Source organism: Deltaproteobacteria bacterium (assembly GCA_016874755.1).
Lineage (GTDB): Bacteria > Desulfobacterota > Binatia > UBA9968 > UBA9968 > DP-20.
On the sequence record VGTH01000017.1, the window covers coordinates 47,510 to 69,323 of the forward strand.

Below are 21,814 nucleotides of genomic sequence, written 5' to 3' on the forward strand. Positions count from 1 at the left end.
ACCCCGTGCCGCGTGCAAACGGTTGATTTCGGCTTTTCCGATGTTAGCCTGAACGGGTCGGCATGAAGGGCAACATAAAAACCGCATTAGCCGCATGCTCAGATGCTGCTTTGCCATTGCGCTGTGCGCCGCGATGGGCTGCGCCGGCGTGCAGACGATAGCGCAGGAGCAGCTTCCTGCGCTTGAAGCCAAGACCATTGCGCGATTCTTTTTTCCCAGCGCCGGCGGCGTGGCAGAAGGGTATCTGGCGCGACCGCCCGGCCAGGGGCCGTTTCCGTTAATCCTCTTCCTACACGGTCATAGTTGGGTCGGACGGGGCGCAGAGCAGCTGCTGAACGCGGCGCGAACAATTGCCGCCGAGCAGTGTTTTGCCAGCCTGGCGATCTCGCTCCCCGGCTACGGCGCCACCAAGGCCAACGGCGGTCCGTTAGACCAACAGACCCGCCAGGTCGTGCTGGACGCCATCGCCGCGGCAAAACGCTTGGACTGGATTGACGCTTCGCGCCTGTATTTCTACGGTCACTCGCGGGGCGCCGTGGTTGCCGCCGCCATGGTCAACGCAGTGCCGGGCGTCGAAGGTGCCATACTCCGCTCCGGCGCCTACGATCTACCCTACCTGTATCAGGAAACCACCAGCTGGTGGTTGAAAAAGCTGTTGAATCCCAAAGGCGAAGCTAATCCAAAATTATATAATCTGCTCGACGACGTTCCAGCCTGGAAAACCTCGACGTTGATTCTGCACGGCGAACAGGACTCGATCATCCCGCCCACTCAGGCGTTGCGATTGCGCGATCGGCTGCAAGCCACCGGCAAAAGCCATCGCCTGGTGCTCTACCCCGAGCGCGGCCACTGGCTTCGGCTAAATGAAACCAAAGAGCCGACCCTGGCGTTCCTACGCGAACGCTCGGGCTGGTCCTGCGCCACTAGCGATCGCTAAGCTCCGCTAGCATCTGCTCGGCTTTTTGTTTGTGTTTGGAATCGTCGGAGAACCGCACCGGCCGCTCACGAATCGACGCCAGCAGCGTGCGCGCCTGCGGCAAGTCATCCACCGCGGCGTAGCTGCGCGCCAGCTCAAGACGGCTGGCAATGACGTTGGGATTGAAGTGCAACGCCTGCTTTAGATACTCGATCGACTTCTCCATGCTCCCCTGCGGCAGTGAGCGGCCGTAGAGCACCGATGCAAACATCCGGCCCATCTTGCCAATCTCAGCCATCTTTCTGTGCCACACGCCGTAAGCATGGTAGGCAAAGCCGTTTTGCGGATCGAGGGAAATCGCTTTTTCGATAAAGTTTTTGATTTCGCCGGCCAGCTCGACCTGTTTCGCCACCGACGACTGTACGGCGATATTGCCCACCGAGACCGCCGTCCAGAAGTGTCCCCAGGTCGAGCTCGGATTGAGTTTGGTCGCTTTGCGAGCAAACCCTTCGGCAAGCCGATAGGCGCCGATGCGTTTTTGCTGCCAATCGGTCCCCGACTCCTGCACCATGTCGCCGATATCGATGTAGGCCCGCGCGAGCTTGACGTGGGCTTCGAAGTTGTTGGCATCGAACTGGAGAATCTTTTCCAGTTCGAGCGCCGCCTCTTTGGCTTTAAATTGGCTGTAGAGCCGATCCACCGTTTGGTGTAGGCGTTGAATTTCGGCTGCGTCACCACGGCAGCATCCGGGCTTCGCTTCTTCGCCACCGCCCTTTTCCGCGCTGTGCGCCCACGGCACCATGCCCGGCAAACTACTAACGAGTAGAAAGAAAAAGACCGGCCTCATAGCCTCACCTTAGCGCAATCGGCTTGCCTGCTTCATCGACCGCCACGTATACAACCAAAAACCCTAAGCGGACAGTCTACACGAGCGCCAGCCACTGGGTGTATTTCTCGTTTTTACCCTTGATGATGTCGAAAAACGCCGTCTGAATCTCAGCGGTGATCGGACCGCGGCTGCCGCTGCCGATCGTGCGATCGTCGACTTCTCGCACCGGCGTCAGCTCCGCAGCGGTGCCCGTGAAGAACGCCTCGTCCGCGATATAAAGCTCATCGCGGGTAAAGCGCTCTTCGACCACCTCGTAGCCGCGCTCCCGGGCAATCGTCATGATCGAGTCGCGCGTGATGCCGGGCAAGATCGACGTAAGCGGCGTGGTCTTGATCTTGCCGCCGCGCACGATAAAAATATTCTCGCCGCTGGCTTCCGACACGTAGCCTTCGGCATCGAGCATGATCGCTTCGTCGTAGCCGACTTTTTTCACTTCGGCTTTCGCCAATACCGAATTGATATAGTTGCCGGTGGTTTTGCTTTTGGTCATCATCACGTTCACGTGGTGGCGGGTGTAGGAAGATACTTTGGCGCGGATACCGTTTTTCAACCCCTCGTCGCCCAAGTAGGCACCCCAGGACCACACGGCGATGCATACATTCACCGGATTGTTAGGCGCATAGACGCCCAAGTCGCCAAGACCCAGATAGGCGATCGGCCGAATGTAGCACTCTTTGAGCTGGTTGGCGCGTATGACCTCCAGGGTCGCCTTTTTCAACTCATCCACCGAATAGGGCAGCGGAAAACCAAGGATTTTTCCGGAATCGGCCAATCGATGCATATGTTCTTGCAGGCGAAACACCGCCGAGCGGCCGTTCGCCAGTTGATAACAGCGAATCCCTTCGAAATAGCCGGTGCCATAGTGCAAACCATGCGACAGCACATGGACTTTGGCGTCTTCCCAAGGAATCAATTTTCCGTCGAGCCAGATCTTTTCAGTTTTTAGCGACATACGGTTTACTCTCAAAAAATTTGTTCGCGTTCACCGGGCATCTTACGCGGCCCGTTCTAGCTCGGCAAGAGCTCACAAAAAAGGCCATCACGGGTTGGGTGATGGCCTTCATGACTTTGTCTTTAGAGATCGAGTTAGAGACTCTTTTTCAAATCCGGCGCCGGCTTGAAGCCCACCGTTCGACTTGCCTTAATAGTCATCACCGCTCCCGTTTGTGGGTTTTTACCCTTGCGCGCTTTGCGCGAGCGGACTGTAAAAGTTCCGAACCCGGGCACTTGGAATCGCTTGTTTTTGCGGATCGCTCTGCAGATGTTTTCGAAGGTTGCGTCGACCGCTTCGTTGGCGACTCGTTTGTTGAGTTGGGTTGCTTTCGCCACCGCTTCAACGAGTTCAGCCTTCGTCATTCACTCTCACCTCCTCCCTCGGACAAACTCTAGCAGCACGAAACCACAAGACGCTGCAAACGAGCGCGAATAATTCCCGTTTCGTGACAAAATGTCAACAGTTTTTGATTTGCCAGAGGCGCTCGTGAAGTAGGCCGTAGCGCACACCTTGATCGCTGACGATCGCTCGAGTATTCGCCAGCACCACCATGATTCGTTCGATCAAACAGGCGCCGGCGTAAATGACGTCGGCACGCTTCGGGTCAAGACCTACTATTTGTTGCCGCTCGGCGATCGTTTTCACTTCAAACATTTTTCTTTGGCGGCGCACTTCTTCAAGCGTCAACTGGCTGCCGTGCACTTCGTTGTGGGCGTAACGGGCAAGTTTTTTTTCGATCGCCACCAGGGTCGTGAACGTCGCGGCGATGCCGACCAGAGTCAGCAGCTTGACCCTGCCCTGCCAGCGCGCCTGCAGCGGCGCCAATTGTGCGTCAATAGTTTCGAACAGCGCCGCCGTGTCTTCGCCGCGCACGGGATCGCTGGGCAGAAACCGCTCGGTCAAACGCACCGAGCCGACGTCGATGCTCAACGCCTCGGCGACGCCGTTATCGTCGCCACGGATAAACTCGGTGCTGCCGCCGCCGATGTCGATCACCAAAAGCTCTTGGCCGAGCAAAGAAAGACTTCTCTGCACCGCCAAGAACGAATAGCCCGCCTCTTGCTCACCAGAGATTACTTGCACATCGAGCCCAAGCTGATCGCGCCAGCGCTGCCGCACCTCGGCGCTGTTGGCGGCATCGCGCATGGCACTGGTACCCACCGCATGAAACTCTGCGACGCCGAGATTCTTGCATTGGTCGAGATAGCGCGCCAAAACCGCGCCGGCGCGCGCTTCGCCTTCGGCGCTGATCACGCCGGTGCGGTCGACACCCTGACCCAGGCGCGCGATCTCATGCAAATCGTCGATGATGCGAAAGCGGCCGGTGTCGCGCATCTCGGCGATCAGGCAAAGGATGGTGTTGGTGCCGACGTCGAAGAAGGCGGCGCGCTGCGGGCTCATTGGGTAGTTTCGAGTTTCGGGTTTCGGGTTTCGAGTTGTGCCCCCAAAATTACTGGAATTTTTGTCGCTGCAGCTCGGTTGCGATTGGGACCTTCGCCGGCTTCCGCCAGCCATTTTCCCATGTCGGCGAGGGCGCGGCGCGACAGCGCCTCTTTTTTCTCCTTACCGCGTAGCCGCTCACCCAGCGACGGCAGCAAACCGAAGTTTACATTCATCGGTTGAAAGCGCTTGCGCTCGGCATCGCTGATGTAGCGCAAGAGCGCGCCCATCGCCGTGGTTTGCGGCGGCAAGAGCGGTGCTTGGTCCGCCAGCAAACGCGCGGCGTTAATGCCCGCGAGCAGACCCGAGGCGGCGGACTCGATATAACCTTCGACACCGGTCATCTGGCCGGCGAAAAACAGTGTCTCGCGTTGACGCCATTGCAAAGTCGCACGCAGGTGCTGCGGCGCGTTGATAAACGTGTTGCGGTGCAGGCTGCCCAAGCGGACGAACTCGGCATGTTCCAATCCTGGAATCAGCGCAAGCACCCGACGCTGTTCGGGATAGGTCATTTTAGTTTGGCAGCCGACCAGATTATAAAGTGTGCGCTCGCGATTTTCCTGGCGCAGCTGAACGACGGCGAAGGGCCGCCGTCCGGTGCGCGGATCGCTCAGGCCGACGGCACGCATGGGACCGAAGGCCAGCGTGTCCTTGCCGCGGTCCGCCATCTCTTCGATGGGCATGCAACCTTCGAACGGCACGAAGCGCTCGAAGCTGTGTGTCGGCACGCGCTGCGCGGCCAGCAACGCTTCGATAAATTGATAGTACCGCTCGCGCGTCAGCGGCAAATTTAGATAATCATCGCCGCCCTTGTCGTAGCGCGCCGCCCGGAAGGCGATGTTCATATCGATCGATTCTGCCGTCACAATCGGCGAGATGGCATCGTAAAAATAAAGATGCGCTTCGCCGAGCATTGCCGTTAGCTGGCTCGCCAACGCCGGCGATGTGAGCGGTCCAGTGGCGAGGATCGTGACGCCTTCCGCGGGGATTTCAGAAATTTCTTTTCGCACGATGCGGACGTTCCGTAAGGCTGCGACCGCATCGGTTAAGGCAGCGGCAAACCTGTCGCGATCGACGGCCAACGCAGAGCCCGCCGGCACCTGCACCGCCTCAGCCGTGCGGATCACCAGCGAATCCATCAACCGCATCTCCGCTTTGAGCAAACCGGCAGGCGCCGAAAGCAAGTTGGATCTCAAAGAGTTGCTGCAGACCAACTCACCCAAGTTGCTTGTCGCGTGCGCTTCCGTGCCGCGCTCGGGGCGCATCTCGAATAATTCAACGGCAACACCCCGGCGCGCGAGCTGATAGGCCGCCTCGCAGCCCGCTAGTCCGCCGCCAATGATGCGAACAAATTTTTCCATAACTCTAATGAATGGAAGACAACGCGAGACTTGAGTCTATCGTGAGGCGAGCACCAGGTTCAAGCCGGCGAGCAGGCGCAAAACGTGCAAACCCGTTCAATCGCTAGCGCTCCGTTCGAGCCGTGCCGGACTTAGCACGTGATAACGGTTGCGACTTCAGAGATGGTTTGAACGGCTTGAACAGAGCGAAGCGGAAAAACGGTTGGAACCTAAGCCGTCGAATCACTGTTCGACGACTTGGATCGAATAGCCGCACTCTTTCTTATAGCAGCGGTGCGTCTTGCCGGTGCGCTTGAGAACTTTTTCGACCAAAATCGGGCTGTCGCAATCGGGGCACGGCGTGGGCAACGGTTTGTCCCAGGAAGCAAACTTGCAATCGGGATACTTGTCGCAGCCATAGAACACTTTACCCCAACGCGATTTGCGCTCTTTGATATTGCCCTCTTTGCATTCGGGGCACTTGATACCCAAATCCAGCGGCTTTTGCAGCGGTTGAATGTTTTTACATTCCGGATAGCCGCTGCAGCCGAGAAACTTGCCGAACTTGCCGAAGCGCAGGAGCATCGGCCGGCCGCACTGCTCGCAAGCTTCGTTGACTTCCTCTTCGACGGCGATCTCGATACCACCGGTCTCGTTGCGTTTGAAGTTCTTCGTGCTCTTGCATTCCGGATATTTCGGACAGGCGAGAAATTCGCCGTTGCGGCCCCATTTGACCACCATCAACGCGCCGCATTTCTCGCAGGCGATGTCGGTCGGAATCTCTTGGCGTTTGACATCGCGCATCTCCTTCTGGGCTTTTTTGAGATCGCGCTCAAAGGGCGTGTAGAAGCGCTTCATCGCCTTGGTCCAATTCTCTTTGCCCTCTTCGATCTTGTCGAGCTCGTCCTCCATACCCGCGGTGAATTCGACATTGAGAATGTCCGGGAAGCTTTCCACCAAAAGATCGTTGACCAAAAAACCCAAATCGGTCGGCGCCAACGACCGGCTCTCGGTCTGCACGACGTATTCACGGTCGAGAATGTTGGAAATAATCGCCGCATAGGTCGACGGCCGGCCGATGCCCTTTTCATCGAGCTCTTTGATCAGCGATGCCTGGGTAAAACGCGGCGGTGGCTGGGTGAAATGTTGGCGCGGCTCCATCGACAGCAGTTTGAGGATATCGCCCTGCTGCAAATCGGGCAGCAACCCGTCGCTGTCCTGTGTATCGTCGACCTCGTCGTTGTCATTGTTATTATTGTTGTCCGCGCCGTTGGCCTCCGCGGCGCGCTCGTCGCGCCCTTCGATGTAGACCTTCATGAAGCCGTCGAACTTGATCTGCTGGCCGGTGGCGCGAAACACCGCTTCGTTGACCGGAATCTCGAACGCGGTCTGATCGTACACCGCCGGCACCATCTGGCTGGCGACGAAGCGGTCCCAGATCAAAGAATAGAGCTGAAACATGTCGCGGCGCAGATGGCGGCGCACCCGTTCCGGCGTGTATTCCAGCGACGTCGGCCGAATCGCCTCGTGGGCGTCCTGGGCGTTTTTCTTCGAGCGAAAGGCGTTCGGTTTGTCCGGCAGATAATTTTTGCCGTACTGCGCTTGAATATGGTCGCGCACCGCCGCCAATGCGTCGTTGGAGATGCGCGTCGAGTCGGTACGCATATAGGTAATCAAACCGACCGCACCTTCGGCGCCCATTTTCACGCCCTCGTATAATTGCTGCGCCAGCTGCATCGTGCGCTTGGGTTGAAAGCCGAGCTTGCGCGCGGCCTCCTGCTGCAGCTTGCTGGTAACAAATGGCGGCGCCGGATAGCGGCGCCGCTCTTTCTTTTCGACGTCGCCGATTTTCCACTCGGCGTTTTCTATCGACTTGAGGATCTCCTGGACTTGCGGATCGTTTTCCAGACGAAACTTTTTGTTGTCGACCTTTTGGCCGCGCCACTGAGTCAGCTTGGCTTTGAACTGCGGCGGCAGGCGCCCTTCGAGTAGGGCCGTCAGCGACCAGTACTCCACCGGCTCGAAGGCGCGAATCTCTTTCTCGCGCTCGCACACCAGCCGCACCGCCACCGACTGCACCCGCCCCGCGCTCAAGCCGCGCCGCACCTTGTTCCACAACAGCGGACTAATCTTGTAGCCGACCAAGCGGTCGAGCACGCGGCGCGCGATCTGCGCGTCGAACTTGTTGCGATCCAACTCCTGCGGGTTGGAGATCGCATCCTGCACGGCTTTCTTAGTGATCTCGTTGATCAACACGCGATGCACGCGCTTGTGATTCTTCGCCACCTGACTGGCGATATGCCAGGCGATCGCCTCACCTTCGCGATCCGGGTCGGAGGCAAGATAAATATTCTCTTTGCCCTTGGCGGCTTTTTTCAGATCGTCGATGACTTTTTTCTTGGCCTGAATGACCGTAAAGTCCGGCGTGAAATTCTTTTTGACGTCGACGCCGAGTTTGCTCTTCGGCAAATCGACGACATGGCCCACCGACGCCTTCACCTGAAAGTCGCGGCCGAGGTACTTTTCCAACGTTTTCGCCTTTGCGGGCGACTCAACAATGACCAAATTTTTCGCTGCCATAACTAAATTCTCGTTCTTTAGAGGGACAAAAGGGATAAAAACCGGCTAATTTTCCACGGCATACCTTTTCCCCGGCAATTGACGGAGAAAACCGTGCAATTCTAGTTCCAACAGAATTTGCGAGACCTTTGAGGAACTTAGGCCGGTGCTTTCTATGACCTCATCGATGTGCAGTGCCTTATCCTTTAATAATGTAAATATTTGACGCTCTTCAAGAGCCGCATCCTCCGGCAGACTGCGCTGGCTCGGCGCCGGGGCGCCGCGGGTCACCAACTGTGGCGCAATCTCTTCGACAATATCGTTGACGTTCTCGACCAATTTCGCGCCTTGCCGTATCAATTTGTGCGAACCCCGGCTGCGGCTCGATCCTACTTCACCGGGCACGGCGAACACTTCACGCCCCTGTTCTAGCGCCAGCGACGCCGTGATCAACGAACCACTCTTCTCCGTCGCTTCAACGATCACAACTCCGAGCGACATGCCGCTGATCAAGCGGTTGCGCGCCGGAAAATTAAACGCTGCCGGCCGTGCTCCCATCGGCAGCTCGGACACCACCGCGCCGTTTTCACAAATGCGCCGATAGAGGTCGACATGTTCCGCCGGGTAGACACGATCCACGCCGCAGCCCAACACCGCTACCGTAACACTGCCTGTGTTCAATGCCGTCTCGTGCGCGATACCGTCAATGCCGCGCGCCATGCCGCTGACCACCGTGAAACCGAGCCCTGCCAAGCCGCGCGCCAAATCCCGCGCCACACGCCGACCGTAGTCGCTGGCGCTGCGCGTACCGACGATCGCCATGGCTTGGTCGAGGCAGCCCAGCTTTCCCCTGACGTAGAGCACCGGCGGCGGATCGGCGATCGTCCGCAACCGCGCCGGATAGCGCGGGTCGGCAAATGTTATCAAGTTCACACCGCCGCCGTGCGCCCGGCGCAACTCCTCCTCCACATCTCGCCACGCTGGAAACCGCAGCAATCCATCGATCGCCTCTTTGCCCAACCCGTCGATGCCGCTCAGTTCCGCCGCCGAAGCGGCGAACGCTTTTGTCGGATCGCCATAATGCTGAGCAAGTTTTTTAAAACTTACGCAGCCCAAACCTTTTACGCGTGTCAGCGCTATCCAAGTTGTCAGTTGCGATTGCATGCGCCGCGAACAAACGTTCCTTCTCGAACAAAGCTAAGCAAGCGTCAATCATATTCACTAAGCGTTTGTCAAACGCGGACCGACGCCTTCGAGACTAATGACCGCTTCGCCACAAAGAACAAATGATAGGACAGCAAAACCGCGAAGGCTAGACAGAGGCCGCAAAGAGCCCTGGGCACAAGCGGGCTTTCGTCAGAAAGTTTCTGTTTTTACGAAACTTTTTGGACGAAAAAAAAATTTGCAAGAGGCTCGCGATGGGGCCGGAGAGAAGGACCGTCAGGCTCTTTTGACCTTGCTATCTTCGCGGCGCGGACGCAGATGAATGCGCACCGGCGCATTCGCCAAACCCAACTGCTCGCGCAGCTGCGCGATGAGATAGCGCTGATAACTCTCCGGCACGGCGGCGGGCAAGTTAACAAAAAAGGTAAAAGTCGGCGGGCAAATACCGGTTTGCGTGCCGTAGTAGAATTTTACGCTCTTGCCACCGCTTGCCAGCGGCACCGTATGGGCGCGCACAATTCTCTGCAGCGCCTGATTGACCTGCGACGTCGAAACTTTTTGGCGATAGGCGCGCACCACCCGCGCCGCGGTTTCCTGCAACCGGCGCACACCGAAACCGGTGGCTGCGGAAATAAATGAGATTGGCGCGAATTCCAAAAACGACAGCCGATAGCGCACTTCATCGCGATACTCATCGACGTCACCGCCGGTCTGCGACACCGCATCCCATTTGTTGACCGCGAGCACGAGCGCCTTGCCGCGCTGCGCTGCGTAGCTCAAGATCTGCGCGTCCTGATCGGTGACGCCTTCGATGCCATCAATCACATGAATCACCAGATCTCCGCGGTCCACCGAACGAAGCGAGCGCGCGACGCTGAAGCGCTCAATGCGGTCGTCGATGCGTGCCTTGCGACGAATGCCCGCCGTATCGATAAGAATGCACGGCTCGCCCTGCAGAGAAAACGGCGTGTCGAGGGCATCGCGCGTGGTTCCCGGCGTCGCATCGACCACCGAGCGGTCGAAACCCAGCAAGCGATTGACCAGCGTCGATTTGCCGACGTTGGGCCGGCCGACGATGGCAACCCGCAGCGGCTCCGGCGTCTTTTCTTCCTCCGCAGCTTCGTCAGCTTCGTCGTCACGAGCGTCGGGGAAATGCTGCACCAGGTCGGTCATCAAATCAGGAATGCCGAGACCATGTTCCGCCGAAATGGAATACAACGGCTCCAGGCCCAACGCATAAAACTCGTAGAGATTTTCTTCACGCCGTTGCGAGTCAAGCTTGTTGACAGCGTAAAACACCGGCTTCTCGGTCTTACGCAGCAAGTCTACCGCTTCGCGATCCAACGGACTCAGGCCCATTTTACCATCGAACAAGAAGAGCACGACGTCGGCTTCAGTGACGGCGAGACGGCTTTGTTCCTGAACTTTTTCTTCGAGGCTACCGTCCGTCGAGGACTCAAAACCGCCGGTGTCGACCAGGAGAAACTTCTGCTTGCCCCACTCCGCATTGCCATAGTTACGGTCGCGCGTGACCCCGGGCATATCGTCGACGATCGCCTTGCGCTCGCCAAGCAAGCGGTTAAACAGCGTCGATTTGCCGACGTTGGGCCGGCCGACAATCGCCAGCACCGGCAAGCCGCGCGGGCGCGGGAATTGTTTCGGCGTGGCATTCATTTTACGGCCAAGCCCATTTCGCTAAGCGCGTTGGGGTCCTGTGTCCAACCCTCGTCGACGCGGACGAACAGCTCCAAGAATATCTTGCAGCCCAAAATCTTTTCCAACTCTTGCCGCGCTTGCTGGCCGATTTCTTTGAGCATCGAGCCGCGCTTGCCGATCAAGATGCCCTTGTGCGTGCTGCGCTCGGTGTGAATCGTCGCGCTAATCACGATCAGATTTTTTTCTTCTTTGTCGGCGAACTCGTCGATGGTCACGGCAACGCCGTAGGGGATCTCTTCACGGGTTAAGTTAAAAATCTTCTCGCGGATGATTTCCGCAGCGAGCATGCGCTCGGTTTGATCGGTATATTCGTCGCCAGGAAAGAGTCGTTCACCGATGGGCAAGTTTTTTTCGATCAGATCGAGCACCAAAGGCACCCCTTCGCCTTTAAGCGCGCTCACCGGCACGATTTCTTTGTCCGGCAAAAGCTCCGAGCAGCGTTGAATCGACGGCAAGAGCTTGCCCTTGGAGACGAGATCGATCTTGTTCAACAAAACCAGCACAAAACATTTCACCGCGCGCAGCGTTTCGGCAATGCGCTCGTCCTCCGGCCCGATGCGGGTATGGCAATCGAGCAGCCATAGCACGCCGTCCACTTCATGCAGCGTGTCGAGGGCGATATCGACCATGCGCTTGTTCATCAGCGAGCGCGCCTGATGAATGCCCGGCGTGTCGAGAAAGACCATCTGCGCAGTCTCGGTCGTGCGAATGCCGGTGATGCGATTGCGCGTGGTCTGCGGCCGTGGCGACACGATCGCCACTTTCTCGCCGAGAATCTGATTCAACAGCGTCGACTTGCCAACGTTGGGCCGCCCGACGATGGCGATGTAGCCGGAGCGAAACGAAGTGGAATCCATTCCCTCGTTGTTGGGATTTGTCTTAGTCATGAAATTTGCCAGCGAATCTGCATTATGACATTCTCGAACCGCGGTTCAAGGTGACATTGTGCCGGCCCACATTCGACTCACACCGCCAATGAAGCAACGCTTGACGCGCCGCACCCTCAACATGGTGCAGCGCGCGCTCGTCTGTTTTCCCGAACTGGAAAACACCGCGATCACCATCGGCTACACCCGCAAGCATCTCGGCAGCGCGACGGTCATCTACCGCAAAGGCCAACTGCACAAGCTGATCATCAGATTGCGAGTCCGCAAGGTGACCTACCACACCATCGGCCATGAGCTGACGCATCTCGTGCAAGGCCTAGCCTACGGCCAACGCGACGCCCGCAAGACCGACCCAGCACACATTCCAGTGGGCGAAACCCAATGCGATATCTGGGCCTTGGCGCGCGACCCGCTGTTTTTAGACGACCCGCCGACCTACATCAAAATGCCGCGCGCGATGCGCGAACACTGGTCCGACTACGCCGAAGCCGTGCGCGAAATGTGCATCGCCGCCATCGCAAGGCGCCCGACGCAAAGGCAATACATTCAATGGTTGGAAAAAGAGATCGCGCAGCTCGCCAAGAAGCCGCGCGTGGAAAAACCCAGCGGTCCGGCGCAGCTATTCCTGCCGTTTGTCGTATAACGGCAGGCTCACCGAACGCGACCAACGCCTTCCTTGCCGACCCAGCAAATTCATTAGAAGGAGAAGCAGTTCCATAAACCAATTATCAAAGCCTGCTATTTATTGACACTCTATTTTTTGCGTGAATGAATCCGGTGAATTTCGACCAACGTGACTAGCAACTTCGTTCTGGCATAACTCGCTTCATCGCGACTACGCGGGCTCAGCGCCGTCCATCACCCCTTCAGAATCCCGTCGAGCTCTTTCAACTGCGGCGCCGTAAGCTGCCAATCCGCCGCTTTGGCATTGCTCGCCAGCTGCTCGACGCGCTTGGCGCCGGTGATCACCGAGCACACCTTTGGCTGCGCCAAGAGCCAAGCTTGCGCCAGTTCGTTCAAACCGCGGCCGTGGTCTTTTACCCAGGCGGAGAGCTTGGTCACAAGCTGATAGTTCTTCTCGACCATCAGCTCCTGCACCGTGCGGGTGTTTTCGCCGCGCGAGCCCGCCGGCGCGGGTTTGCCGAACTCGTATTTGCCGGTGAGAAAGCCGCCGGCCAGCGGATAGTACGGCACGAAACCGACGTTGTGGGCGCGGCAATAGGGCAAGACTTCACGTTCGACGCCGCGTTTGATCATGTTGTACTCCGACTGCAGGACGACGAACTTGCTCCAGCCTTTCACTTCGGCGAGCAAGTTGGCGTGCGCCAACTGCCACGACGCGTAAACCGATGCGCCGATGTAGCAGACTTTGCCCATGCGAATCAGATCGTCCAAGCCGCGCAGGGTTTCCTCGATCGGTGTCGTGTCGTCCCAGCGATGGCAATAGTAAAGATCGATGTGATCGCTTTGCAGCCGGCGCAAGCTCGTTTCGACGGCCTGCATCATTTGATAGCGCGACGCACCCCAGCTGTTGGCGCTGTCTTTTTTTGGAAAGGAAAACTTGGTCGCCAGCACAACCTTGTTCATGCGGCCCTGCAGCGCGTTGCCGAGGGTTTCTTCCGAGCGGCCGTCGTTATAGACGTTGGCGCTATCGATAAAGTTAACCCCGGCATCCAACGCCGCGTCGATAATCTTCGTGACCTCGCCCTGCGGCACCTCTTTCGAGCCGAAACGATTGGTGCCTAATCCGATGACCGAAACGCGCGCACCGGCACTGCCGAGTTGGCGATATTCCATGAGCAGACTCCTCGCACTTTTCGCTGATTAATCTTGCGACTCTTAGCACCGGCGCTGGCAATCGGCAAATCATCCTGAAACCTCCACGTCCGGCTGGATTCTCTGTGCCTCTACACCTCACCGAGCTTCGATCTTGAACTCACCTTGGGCACGGGATATTGCATCCTATGCGCCGCACAAAACTCTTGCCGCTTCGTGCTTTCCACTTGCTACTTTGCCCTTAGCTATTTCGTCTGATGGAATTCTCCCCTCAGCTAGTGGCTCTTGCCTCGACCGCCGTCTACGCCGCCGGCAACCTCTACGCCCGCGTTGGGCTGGTGCACTCGACGCCGCTGGTGGTCACACTGATTTCTTTGATCGTACAGACCCTCATCGTATGGACGATTCTGCTGTTCCGGGGCGGCATTCCCAGCGCCGATCCCCGCGCGTTGACGGTCTTCGTCGCGGTCGGCGTCGCGCTGCCTTTCGTGCGCTGGCTCAGTTACACGGGCCTCGCCCGCATCGGCTCGGCGCGCTCTTCGTCGCTGCGCTCGACACATCCATTTTTTAGTGCCGCCCTGGCGATCGCTTTCTTGGGCGAACCGGCGCGCCACAACGTCATGGTCGGCACCGTGCTGATTGTCGCCGGAATTTTTATTACCTGCTGGGAATCGCGAGAGTACCGCGCGGATAGTAAACCGACTGACGTGCTATTTCCTTTGTCGGCGGCGTTTTTCTCCGGCATCATCCATCCGATCACCCGCTACGCGTTGACCGTTACCAACGAACCGCTGCTTTACTCAGCCGTGGTCGGCCTGTCAGCTCTCCTCGCGTTGTCCGGCTATCTGCTGATCACGGGCGGCATAGCAGATATTGTCTGGCCCAACCGCCGTGCATTGCGCTCATTTGTCACCGCGAGTCTTTTCGAAACCGGCGGTTTTCTCCTCTTCAGCGCTGCCGTTAGTCTCGGCCCGGTGGTGCTAATCGCGCCGATCATGGCAACCACACCCATGTGGGTGCTGCTCGGCTCGATCCTGCTCCTGCGCGACCTCGAAAAAGTCACGCTGCGCACGGTCATCGGCAGCTGCGCCGTGGTCGGCGGCACGATCCTGCTGGCGTTGAACAAGTAGTGACAATCTAAAAATGGACTAAGGCTTGCGCTGCGCGCGGGAAATGGGCACGACTTTGGCCGATGGTCTCTTTTTGGCCTCGCGGCTGCGGCCGCACTTCCAACATTCCAAAAACTGGCCTTCGATCACTTCATTGCAAGCAACGCAGTGCCAAGGTTTCTTTACCGAAGCGATGGGCGCCAGCGTTTTCTTCAAGATCGCCTTCGCTTTAAGCGCCTTGTTATCATCGATCACCCACAACTCGGGCCAACATTCAGTGGGCGGAATTTCGCCCGCGGCGCTGATCAAGTCGGTCTTCCTGGTAATGCACCGAATGCCGTAGCTCGCCAGCACGTTCTTCAGATGGGCGATCATCAAGAGATCCTTGGTGCTGTAAACTTTGGTCATCGCGCTTTACTGGGCGTGGCGGCGCAACACCGCTTCGTTCAACTTCAGTCGATCGCCGAGCCAAAGCGAGCGCACCATGTGGTCGCCATAGCCGTCGCCGGTGGAGGGATGAACCAGCACCGACAACCCCTCCCGGTTGAGCATCAGCCATGGGACAACTTTGCCGAACTCGTCGGGTGAAAAAACTGCCTGGTACATGGCATCCAGGTGCGGCCCCACCGGCTCGTCATGCCAGCTGCCCAATTGGACGTTAAACTGTGCCAGCCCCGCTCGCACCCGGGTGGCGGCGTCGCGCGTCGTTTTCGGATCGTAATAGATGTGCGCGTGATAGCCTTTTATGACTCGGTCGCCCATGACACCCTCCTGACGCGCTGTGATTTATTGCTTATCAAAGATCGCCGGTCGATGCCAAAGCAGGGGTGTTTTTGAGAAAAGTCAGTCTGTAGCCGCTGCCGGCGTTGCCGCAGGGCTCGGGAGAAGGGGGTGCGGTGGTAACTTAAGCTTTTTTCAGCTCGGGAACGATTTCATCGGGGAACAAATATTCTTCGCCGGCATTGCCGAAGTTGACCAGGATTAGCTGACGACCGAGGTTCTCGACCGTGCGCACGAATGTCCCCTCGCGCGGCAGCATAACGCCGGTTTTCTGCGACCGGATGGGTTTGATGGTTTTAAGCGGATCACCAGCCTTCATTCGTCTTACCTCCGTTGACGGAACTTTGACTAAATGGCCGTTGTCACCTTTTTGTCTGCGCCTATTTTTGACTATCGGCACTTGGATTTTCTCTCCTGGACCGGACCCTTTCGATCTATTAGACGTTGAAAATCGACAATTCTGATGAACCCACAGATTGCTTTGCATGCCCTGTGCCAATAACGACGCGGACAAAGGCTGTTGTAGACTCGGGAGGCACGGGCAACGTTGCAGCATCCAGGTTGAAAAATGGGGTTGCGCCAAAGCGAAGTGGCAAGCTGGGCGAACGCTGGAGCCAGAACACTGGCGACGAAAGCGGGTCTGGAGAGGGCTAACCTCCTTTTCTACTTGGTACCATACACCTTATCGAAGTATTTTTCATCATCGAGCTTCTTGAGCCAACTGTTGTCGACGATCTCTTCGGCCTTGACCGCAGCCGCTTTGGGGTTTTGCTCGGCAACGTATTTAATAACGATCTTGAACCCTTCTAGCGACGGGTAGGGCTTGCGGTCGAGCTCGTCTTGGGCCTCTAGATAAAAGTCCTCAGCCGCCTCGACGTTGGGCAGTCTCAGGCTTTTGGCAATCACTTCTTTGACAGCCTGTTTGTTTTCTTTCTTGAACATGTAGCCGTAGGCATCGATGGTCGCGCGGGCAAACCCGTCGACGATTTTTGGATTGGCCGCCGCATAATCTTTCTTCACCGTAAGGCCGGTATTTTGATAGGGCGTCTTGGCGGCGTGCATGTTGAGCAAGTTGTAATAGCCCTTACCGGTCATCACCTTGGTCGCCACCCGCTGCAGCATGCCGGCGTCGATCGCTTTGTTTTCCAGCGCGACCATGCGATCGGGATCGACACCGGTTTGAATCAGCGTGATGCCATCTCGTTTCAAGTCGAGGCCGAGGCTTTCCATCGCAATCAGCGCCGAAATATGCGACGAGCCGCCAAAACGCGCCGTGCCGATCTTCTTGCCCTTCAAATCCTGCGCCCGGCGAATGTTGGGCTGGGTTATCACCGAAAACGGCGAGGTGTTGCTCAAGCCCAAAAAGAAGCTCAACTTCTCCCCCGTCGCCGCCAGGCTCACCAGCGACGCCGGCGCATTGGCGGTGAATTGGATTTCACCCGCCTGAAACATCTGCGCCACCAGCGAGCCGCTGTTGACGAGAATCAATTGAACATCGAGCCCATATTTCTCATAGAACTTCTTGTCGCGCGCGACATAGAGCGGCGCCATATGCGGCGTCGGCGTCGACAAAGCGACGCGGACCTGTTGGAGCTTTTGGGCGTGGACGCGATCGGTGGCAAAGAACAAGCAGGTTATTAGGAGAATAAACGGCAGCCGATTTCGCATTTTCAATTCTGCTTCCTCAGGTACGGGTGATGCACCCTGATTGTCACGATTTCCGTAGTTCGCTTGTGCTCTGACGAAATGAAGAGATGTTCAATGGCGGCAGGTAGCTACTCGATTATTCGAACAACTTGGTCGTCACACTGTCCAATAGTAGCTTGAAGCCGTTGAGAGTCAAGCTCGCATCGGCCGCGCAGGCAAGCTCCGCAGGATCAAATCCACCAGAAACAACCCCAACCCCAACGCTGCCAATGGCCACCAGGTGGCTTGCCCCTGCGTGCCTTTGCCGGGCGTCGGTGTGTAGAGCCGCTGCAAACCAGCCTCATACTTCTCCGCGTCGAGCAGCTCGCCGCCGGTCTCTTCGGCCAGGCGGCTAAGCAGCGAAAGGTTCGGCTTGAGCTCGCGGTACTCCCGGGGATAAGGCGCGATGTAAGGCACGGTGGCGACTTGCAGCGGCGCGGCGCCGGCCTGTCCTTCGGCGTAAAGCGTCAAAAAATGAACGCCGCGCTGCGCCGGCGTGAACTTGCCTTCGTAGCGGCCGGGCGCGCTTTGCTGCAACCGCTGCTCTTGGGTTGCGCGGTTGGGCGACGCGATGCTCGCTTTCAAGTTGAGCTGGTTCAAGAATTTGCCGTCCTTGGTAACTAGATCGGTCACGACTTTGACCGCTTCGCCATCGGGGTGAAACTCCGTGCGCATTCTCGTGTCGAGCAGTTTACGCATGGCATCGCGGCTAAGCTGGCTCGCCCATTGCGGCAACGCCGGCCAACTCACCCACTCTTTGCCCCAACGGCCGCTCAAGTCCGAAGTAAACGCCGTCACGCGACCCAGGCCGTAGCGCCACGAAGCCAGCAGCGGGTCTTTGTCGGCCTTCATTAATAACTCGGCGCGGTTCTTCGGATAGGTCAGCACATAGCCGCGCAGCGGCGGGATACTATTCGGCGCAATCCCTTTCAGCGGCCCGTCCCCAGCGACCACCGTCGGTGCGACGCTCTTTTCGATCAGCAGATCGCGCGAGATCAGTAGCGTCTCCGTGGTAAAAATCTGCGGCACCGTCTGCGGATCGAGCGCCACGTAGCCGCGCCCCTTGCCGAGCTTGGCGATTTCCGCCATCAGCGCCACATCGGCGTCGTTGCCCACCGAGACCGTCGATACCGTGACACCGTCGCGCGCCATCTTGGCGATCAGCGCATTGAAATCGGCCTTGTCGGTGAGCCCATCGGAGAGCGCGATGACATGTTTGATCGCCGCCTGTTTGGTCGCCATCACGCGCGCGGCTTCGACCATGGCTTTATACATGTCGGTGCCGCCATCGGACTGCACGCCGGCAAGTTTTTCCGTGATCCACTCGCCTTTGCCGACTTGGCGAAACGGCAGCGCCCAGTCCCACTTGGCGTCGAAAGCTAAAATGCCGACCTGATCCGTCGGGCTCATGATATCGGCTGCCGCCAGCGCCGCGGCCTTGGCGAGATCGAGCTTGGTGCCGCCTTCGGGCCCGGCGCCCATGCTGCCGGATTTGTCTAAGACGAACAGCAAGGCGACGTGGGGCAGATCGAGCCGCGCCGGCGGCCGCATGTCCACGGGGAGAATGCGCTCCAGCGGTGTTCGATAGTAACCGCCGGCGCCGTAGCTCTGTGAGCCGCCGACCACCAGCAGTCCACCCCCCAGGTCGCGCACATATTTTTCGACGTTCTCCAGCTTGGCGTGGGTCAATTGAAAAGCCGGCACATTGTCGAGCACCAAGAGGTCGAATGCCGCCAATTCGGCCAAGGTCAAGCGCGCCGTCGCCGGCGTCGACTCGACCACGGCATAGCCCTGCACGCGCAAAACCCGCGCGAGCACGCCTTGACTCTCTTTCTCTGAGGACACGAGTAAGACGCGCGGCGGCCCTTTAACTTCGACAACCCCTTGCAAAAGATTGTTCTCCGCCAGCGTGTCGTCGGCCGACTCCACCGTCAGCTCGTAGGAATGGTTGCCGCGCTGCGTTAAGCTCTCGCGAAAACTGACAGTGTTATTGCCCGGCTTGAGCTCGATTTCTTTTTCATGCACGAGCTTGCCATCGCGCAGCAAACGGACCCGCGCCGGCGCGGCGCGGCCGCTCTCGATTTTACCTTCGACGGCAAAGCCCTCGGCGCTGTCGACCTGCTGCGGCAGAGTGAAATCGCTGAGATAAACTTCGTTACGGCCGCGCGCCAGGCTGGCGGGCAGCGTCCAGATTTGCGTTCCTTGGGCGCGCAAGAGCGGCGCAGCGCGCAACGCCGCGCCACGATTTTCGTTGCCGTCGGAAATCAAGAGGATTCGCCCCTGCCGGCCTTCGCCCACCTGCGCCACCGCTGCCTGCAGCGCCGCTTGCAGATCGGTCTCTTCGCGGTCCAAAGGTGCGCCGAAATCACTTGCCGGCGGGGTCTGCTTGGGAAGAAACTCCCATTCGGGCGCGCGGCCGAAACCGAGCAGGCCGGTGCGCGTGTGCGGATTCTTTTCGCGGTTCACGCTTTCGAGCACCGCCAGGGCTTTTTCGCGCGCCTCCTGGCCGACGCTGCGCGACAGGTCCACACTCAAGATCACGTCCAACGCATCCACCGAGGAAAATAGCTTTGGATTGATCCACGCAATCAGCAAAGCCGCCAATGCGCCGGCGCGCAGCAAAGCCGGATACAGCGGCAGGCGCGTGCGCCAAGCGAGGATCCATTCTATAAAAAGCAGCACGATGGTCGCGACCAGCAAACTCGGCCACAACGGCCAGCCGGTCTCGTTTTGCGCGGTGCTCTGGGCGTGGCTGGCGCCCGGCTGCGGGTGCAGCTGCGGCGGCGCGGCGATCTGCGATTCGTTTTCATCGAGCAAATTCACCGCCAAGCGGCCGGTGCGCCCAGAACTCTTGTACTCGTAAAAGCCGGCTTCGAAAGTATCGGCGAAAACAAACGGACTCGCGGCAATCTTGAGCCGTTCCTTTTTGCCGGCGGGCGTAAGCAGTTCGACATCGCTGTCGCCCGCCGGCAAGCGCAGCACAAACGGCGCGCCCGCCTGCGTGCTTTCCGCGGGGAACTCGCGGCGCTGCGGTTGAAACCATTCCAGAGCGTTATGAAACAAAACCGGAAAAGCGATCCGGAGCGGCAGATCGGACGCCGCCAGGTCGAAACCAAGAATCAGCGCGCGCAGCTTGCCTTGGTCGAGCGCCACCAGCAAAGGATTGCCTCCGGCGCGCGCTATCACGGTCGCTTCACCACCGACGGTGAGACGCGACATTTCTTGCACATGCAAATCGCCGAGACTCAGCGATTCGGCGACGGGATGCTTGGCCGCTAGCACCGGCGCGCCGGGGTTGGCGATCTTACCGTTGGCCCGGATCGGTCCCTGGGCAGGAACCGTATCGATCAGAATCACATTGCCCTGAACCGACGGCGGCACCGGCACGCGATCGAAAATCATGACATCGTAGTGCGAGTTCTCGGGAGCGGCTTCCCAGCTCTGTGTCGTCGTCACTTGCACATGGGAAAAAAAGCGCAGCAGGTTGCTCAGCAGCGGATTGCCCGGCCCAACGTACAAAAGCCGCAGCGGCGCGCGGTCGTTCAACGCCAAATAGGCTTGATTGTCGGTTGGGAAATCGTCATCGATCTCCAAACGCGCCACCAGGCTGCCGGTGAGATTGCCGCTAAGTGATCCATTGGCCGGATAGATCAACACGCGCCGCTGCTCGGCGCCAATCTCTACAGTCTCACGCAAAATCTCTTTGTCGCCGAGCTTGAGTGCCAGCGGCCCACGCACGGTTTGGGTCGTATAATTGCGCAGATGAACCATGATTTCCGCCGCCGCTTGCTCCGGATGGCGCCGCACTTCGAAGCCGACGATGCCGACATTGGCCGGCTGGGGTTTGCCCGCGTCGACTTTGATCAGGCGCAGGTGCACGGCCGGCCGAGTGAATTCTTCGGCGCCGGTGAAAGCACCGTCGCTGATCACGACGACCTGATCGGGACTGCCGCGCTTCAAAAAAGCATGGGCGAACAGTATGGCGTCTTTGACGCGCCCGGGCGCATCGGTGGCGTTGATGCTCTTAGCGATGTCGCGCAGCCGACGAGTGTCCGAAGTAAACGGCACGATCAAGCGCGGCTCGGCGCCAGCGCCAATCACCATCATCTTGCGGCCGCTTGAAAGTGAATCGACCAGCGCGGCAAATTCCTTGCGTGCCGCATCGAAGCGCGTGCCGCTTTTGCCTTTGGCTTTCATGCTCGCGCTCAAGTCGAGCACAACAACCATATCGCCCGATGTGGGCGCCAAATGCAGCAGCGCCGGGTCGGCCAACGCCGCGATCAGCGCGGCGGCAGCCAGCAGCTGCAAGATCAGCAACAGATTTTTTTTCAGCAGCCAACCCAGCCGCGTGCCAAGCGGCTGCTCTTTCAACAACCGTTCCCAGATGAACAGCGTGCTGGTGGAAAGCTTGGGCCCCTTGGGTTTGAGACTATGGAGAAAGACGATCAGCGGCAGCGCGCCGGCGAGTAACAAGAGAGCGTATGGGACTCCCCAAAGCATAAGTTGTGTACGAGACTCCTCGGAGTCCTTCGACAGGCTCAGGACGAACGGGTAATAG

Annotated in this window: 18 protein-coding genes; 3 read left to right on the forward strand and 15 right to left on the reverse strand. The window is 58.5% G+C overall.

Features of this window, described 5'->3' with window-relative positions:
- The first annotated feature begins 94 nt into the window (after positions 1-94).
- On the forward strand, positions 95-937 hold the full coding sequence (locus tag FJ145_12290) for a hypothetical protein (protein ID MBM4262195.1): 843 nt from the start codon (positions 95-97) through the stop codon (positions 935-937).
- Here FJ145_12290 and FJ145_12295 read toward each other — a convergent pair.
- From FJ145_12295 to FJ145_12335, 9 genes are all read right to left on the reverse strand, one after another.
- Positions 924-1,763, reverse strand: a complete 840-nt coding sequence (locus FJ145_12295; protein ID MBM4262196.1) for a hypothetical protein — start codon at positions 1,761-1,763, stop codon at positions 924-926. The two genes, FJ145_12290 and FJ145_12295, sit on opposite strands and share 14 nt — an antisense overlap.
- A gap of 76 nt (positions 1,764-1,839) precedes the next feature.
- Positions 1,840-2,757 (reverse strand): branched-chain amino acid transaminase, encoded by a 918-nt coding sequence (locus FJ145_12300; GenBank protein MBM4262197.1) that lies wholly within the window; start codon positions 2,755-2,757, stop codon positions 1,840-1,842.
- A gap of 134 nt (positions 2,758-2,891) precedes the next feature.
- Positions 2,892-3,161 (reverse strand): HU family DNA-binding protein, encoded by a 270-nt coding sequence (locus tag FJ145_12305; GenBank protein ID MBM4262198.1) that lies wholly within the window; start codon positions 3,159-3,161, stop codon positions 2,892-2,894.
- 94 nt (positions 3,162-3,255) lie between these two features.
- Positions 3,256-4,314, reverse strand: coding sequence for a Ppx/GppA family phosphatase (locus FJ145_12310; protein MBM4262199.1), 1,059 nt, complete (start codon positions 4,312-4,314; stop codon positions 3,256-3,258).
- Positions 4,197-5,600: a methylenetetrahydrofolate--tRNA-(uracil(54)-C(5))-methyltransferase (FADH(2)-oxidizing) TrmFO gene (locus FJ145_12315; GenBank protein ID MBM4262200.1), complete on the reverse strand. Its 1,404-nt coding sequence runs from the start codon at positions 5,598-5,600 to the stop codon at positions 4,197-4,199. The genes FJ145_12310 and FJ145_12315 overlap by 118 nt, the downstream gene beginning before the upstream one ends.
- A 222-nt stretch (positions 5,601-5,822) precedes the next feature.
- Positions 5,823-8,159 (reverse strand): type I DNA topoisomerase, encoded by a 2,337-nt coding sequence (gene topA / locus FJ145_12320; GenBank protein ID MBM4262201.1) that lies wholly within the window; start codon positions 8,157-8,159, stop codon positions 5,823-5,825.
- A gap of 45 nt (positions 8,160-8,204) precedes the next feature.
- The gene (dprA, locus tag FJ145_12325) at positions 8,205-9,302 is read right to left on the reverse strand and encodes a DNA-protecting protein DprA (protein MBM4262202.1); all 1,098 of its coding nucleotides are present in this window, start codon (positions 9,300-9,302) and stop codon (positions 8,205-8,207) included.
- A 276-nt stretch (positions 9,303-9,578) separates the two neighbouring features.
- Positions 9,579-10,976: a ribosome biogenesis GTPase Der gene (locus tag FJ145_12330; protein ID MBM4262203.1), complete on the reverse strand. Its 1,398-nt coding sequence runs from the start codon at positions 10,974-10,976 to the stop codon at positions 9,579-9,581.
- Positions 10,973-11,875, reverse strand: coding sequence for a GTPase Era (locus FJ145_12335; GenBank protein MBM4262204.1), 903 nt, complete (start codon positions 11,873-11,875; stop codon positions 10,973-10,975). The genes FJ145_12330 and FJ145_12335 overlap by 4 nt, the downstream gene beginning before the upstream one ends.
- Positions 11,876-12,005: 130 nt before the next feature.
- Here FJ145_12335 and FJ145_12340 point away from each other — a divergent pair, with 130 nt between their 5' ends.
- A complete protein-coding gene (locus FJ145_12340; protein ID MBM4262205.1) occupies positions 12,006-12,548 on the forward strand; it encodes a hypothetical protein in 543 nt (180 codons plus the stop codon).
- Between the two features lie 215 nt (positions 12,549-12,763).
- On the opposite strand, the gene FJ145_12345 is transcribed toward FJ145_12340, so the two are convergent.
- A complete protein-coding gene (locus FJ145_12345) occupies positions 12,764-13,702 on the reverse strand; it encodes an aldo/keto reductase (protein ID MBM4262206.1) in 939 nt (312 codons plus the stop codon).
- Positions 13,703-13,938: 236 nt separating this feature from the next.
- Here FJ145_12345 and FJ145_12350 point away from each other — a divergent pair, with 236 nt between their 5' ends.
- Positions 13,939-14,811, forward strand: a complete 873-nt coding sequence (locus FJ145_12350) for a DMT family transporter (protein MBM4262207.1) — start codon at positions 13,939-13,941, stop codon at positions 14,809-14,811.
- A gap of 18 nt (positions 14,812-14,829) precedes the next feature.
- Here FJ145_12350 and FJ145_12355 read toward each other — a convergent pair whose 3' ends face one another.
- The 5 genes from FJ145_12355 to FJ145_12375 all read right to left on the reverse strand — a co-directional run bounded on the left by FJ145_12355 (position 14,830) and on the right by FJ145_12375 (position 21,756).
- Positions 14,830-15,198 (reverse strand): DUF2007 domain-containing protein, encoded by a 369-nt coding sequence (locus FJ145_12355; GenBank protein MBM4262208.1) that lies wholly within the window; start codon positions 15,196-15,198, stop codon positions 14,830-14,832.
- Between the two features lie 6 nt (positions 15,199-15,204).
- Positions 15,205-15,552, reverse strand: coding sequence for a 4,5-dioxygenase (locus FJ145_12360; GenBank protein MBM4262209.1), 348 nt, complete (start codon positions 15,550-15,552; stop codon positions 15,205-15,207).
- 142 nt (positions 15,553-15,694) lie between these two features.
- The gene (locus tag FJ145_12365; GenBank protein ID MBM4262210.1) at positions 15,695-15,889 is read right to left on the reverse strand and encodes a hypothetical protein; all 195 of its coding nucleotides are present in this window, start codon (positions 15,887-15,889) and stop codon (positions 15,695-15,697) included.
- A gap of 344 nt (positions 15,890-16,233) precedes the next feature.
- Entirely contained in the window at positions 16,234-17,244 is a 1,011-nt protein-coding gene (locus FJ145_12370) for an ABC transporter substrate-binding protein (protein ID MBM4262211.1), read from the reverse strand.
- A gap of 165 nt (positions 17,245-17,409) precedes the next feature.
- Entirely contained in the window at positions 17,410-21,756 is a 4,347-nt protein-coding gene (locus FJ145_12375) for a VWA domain-containing protein (protein ID MBM4262212.1), read from the reverse strand.
- Positions 21,757-21,814 lie beyond the last annotated feature (58 nt).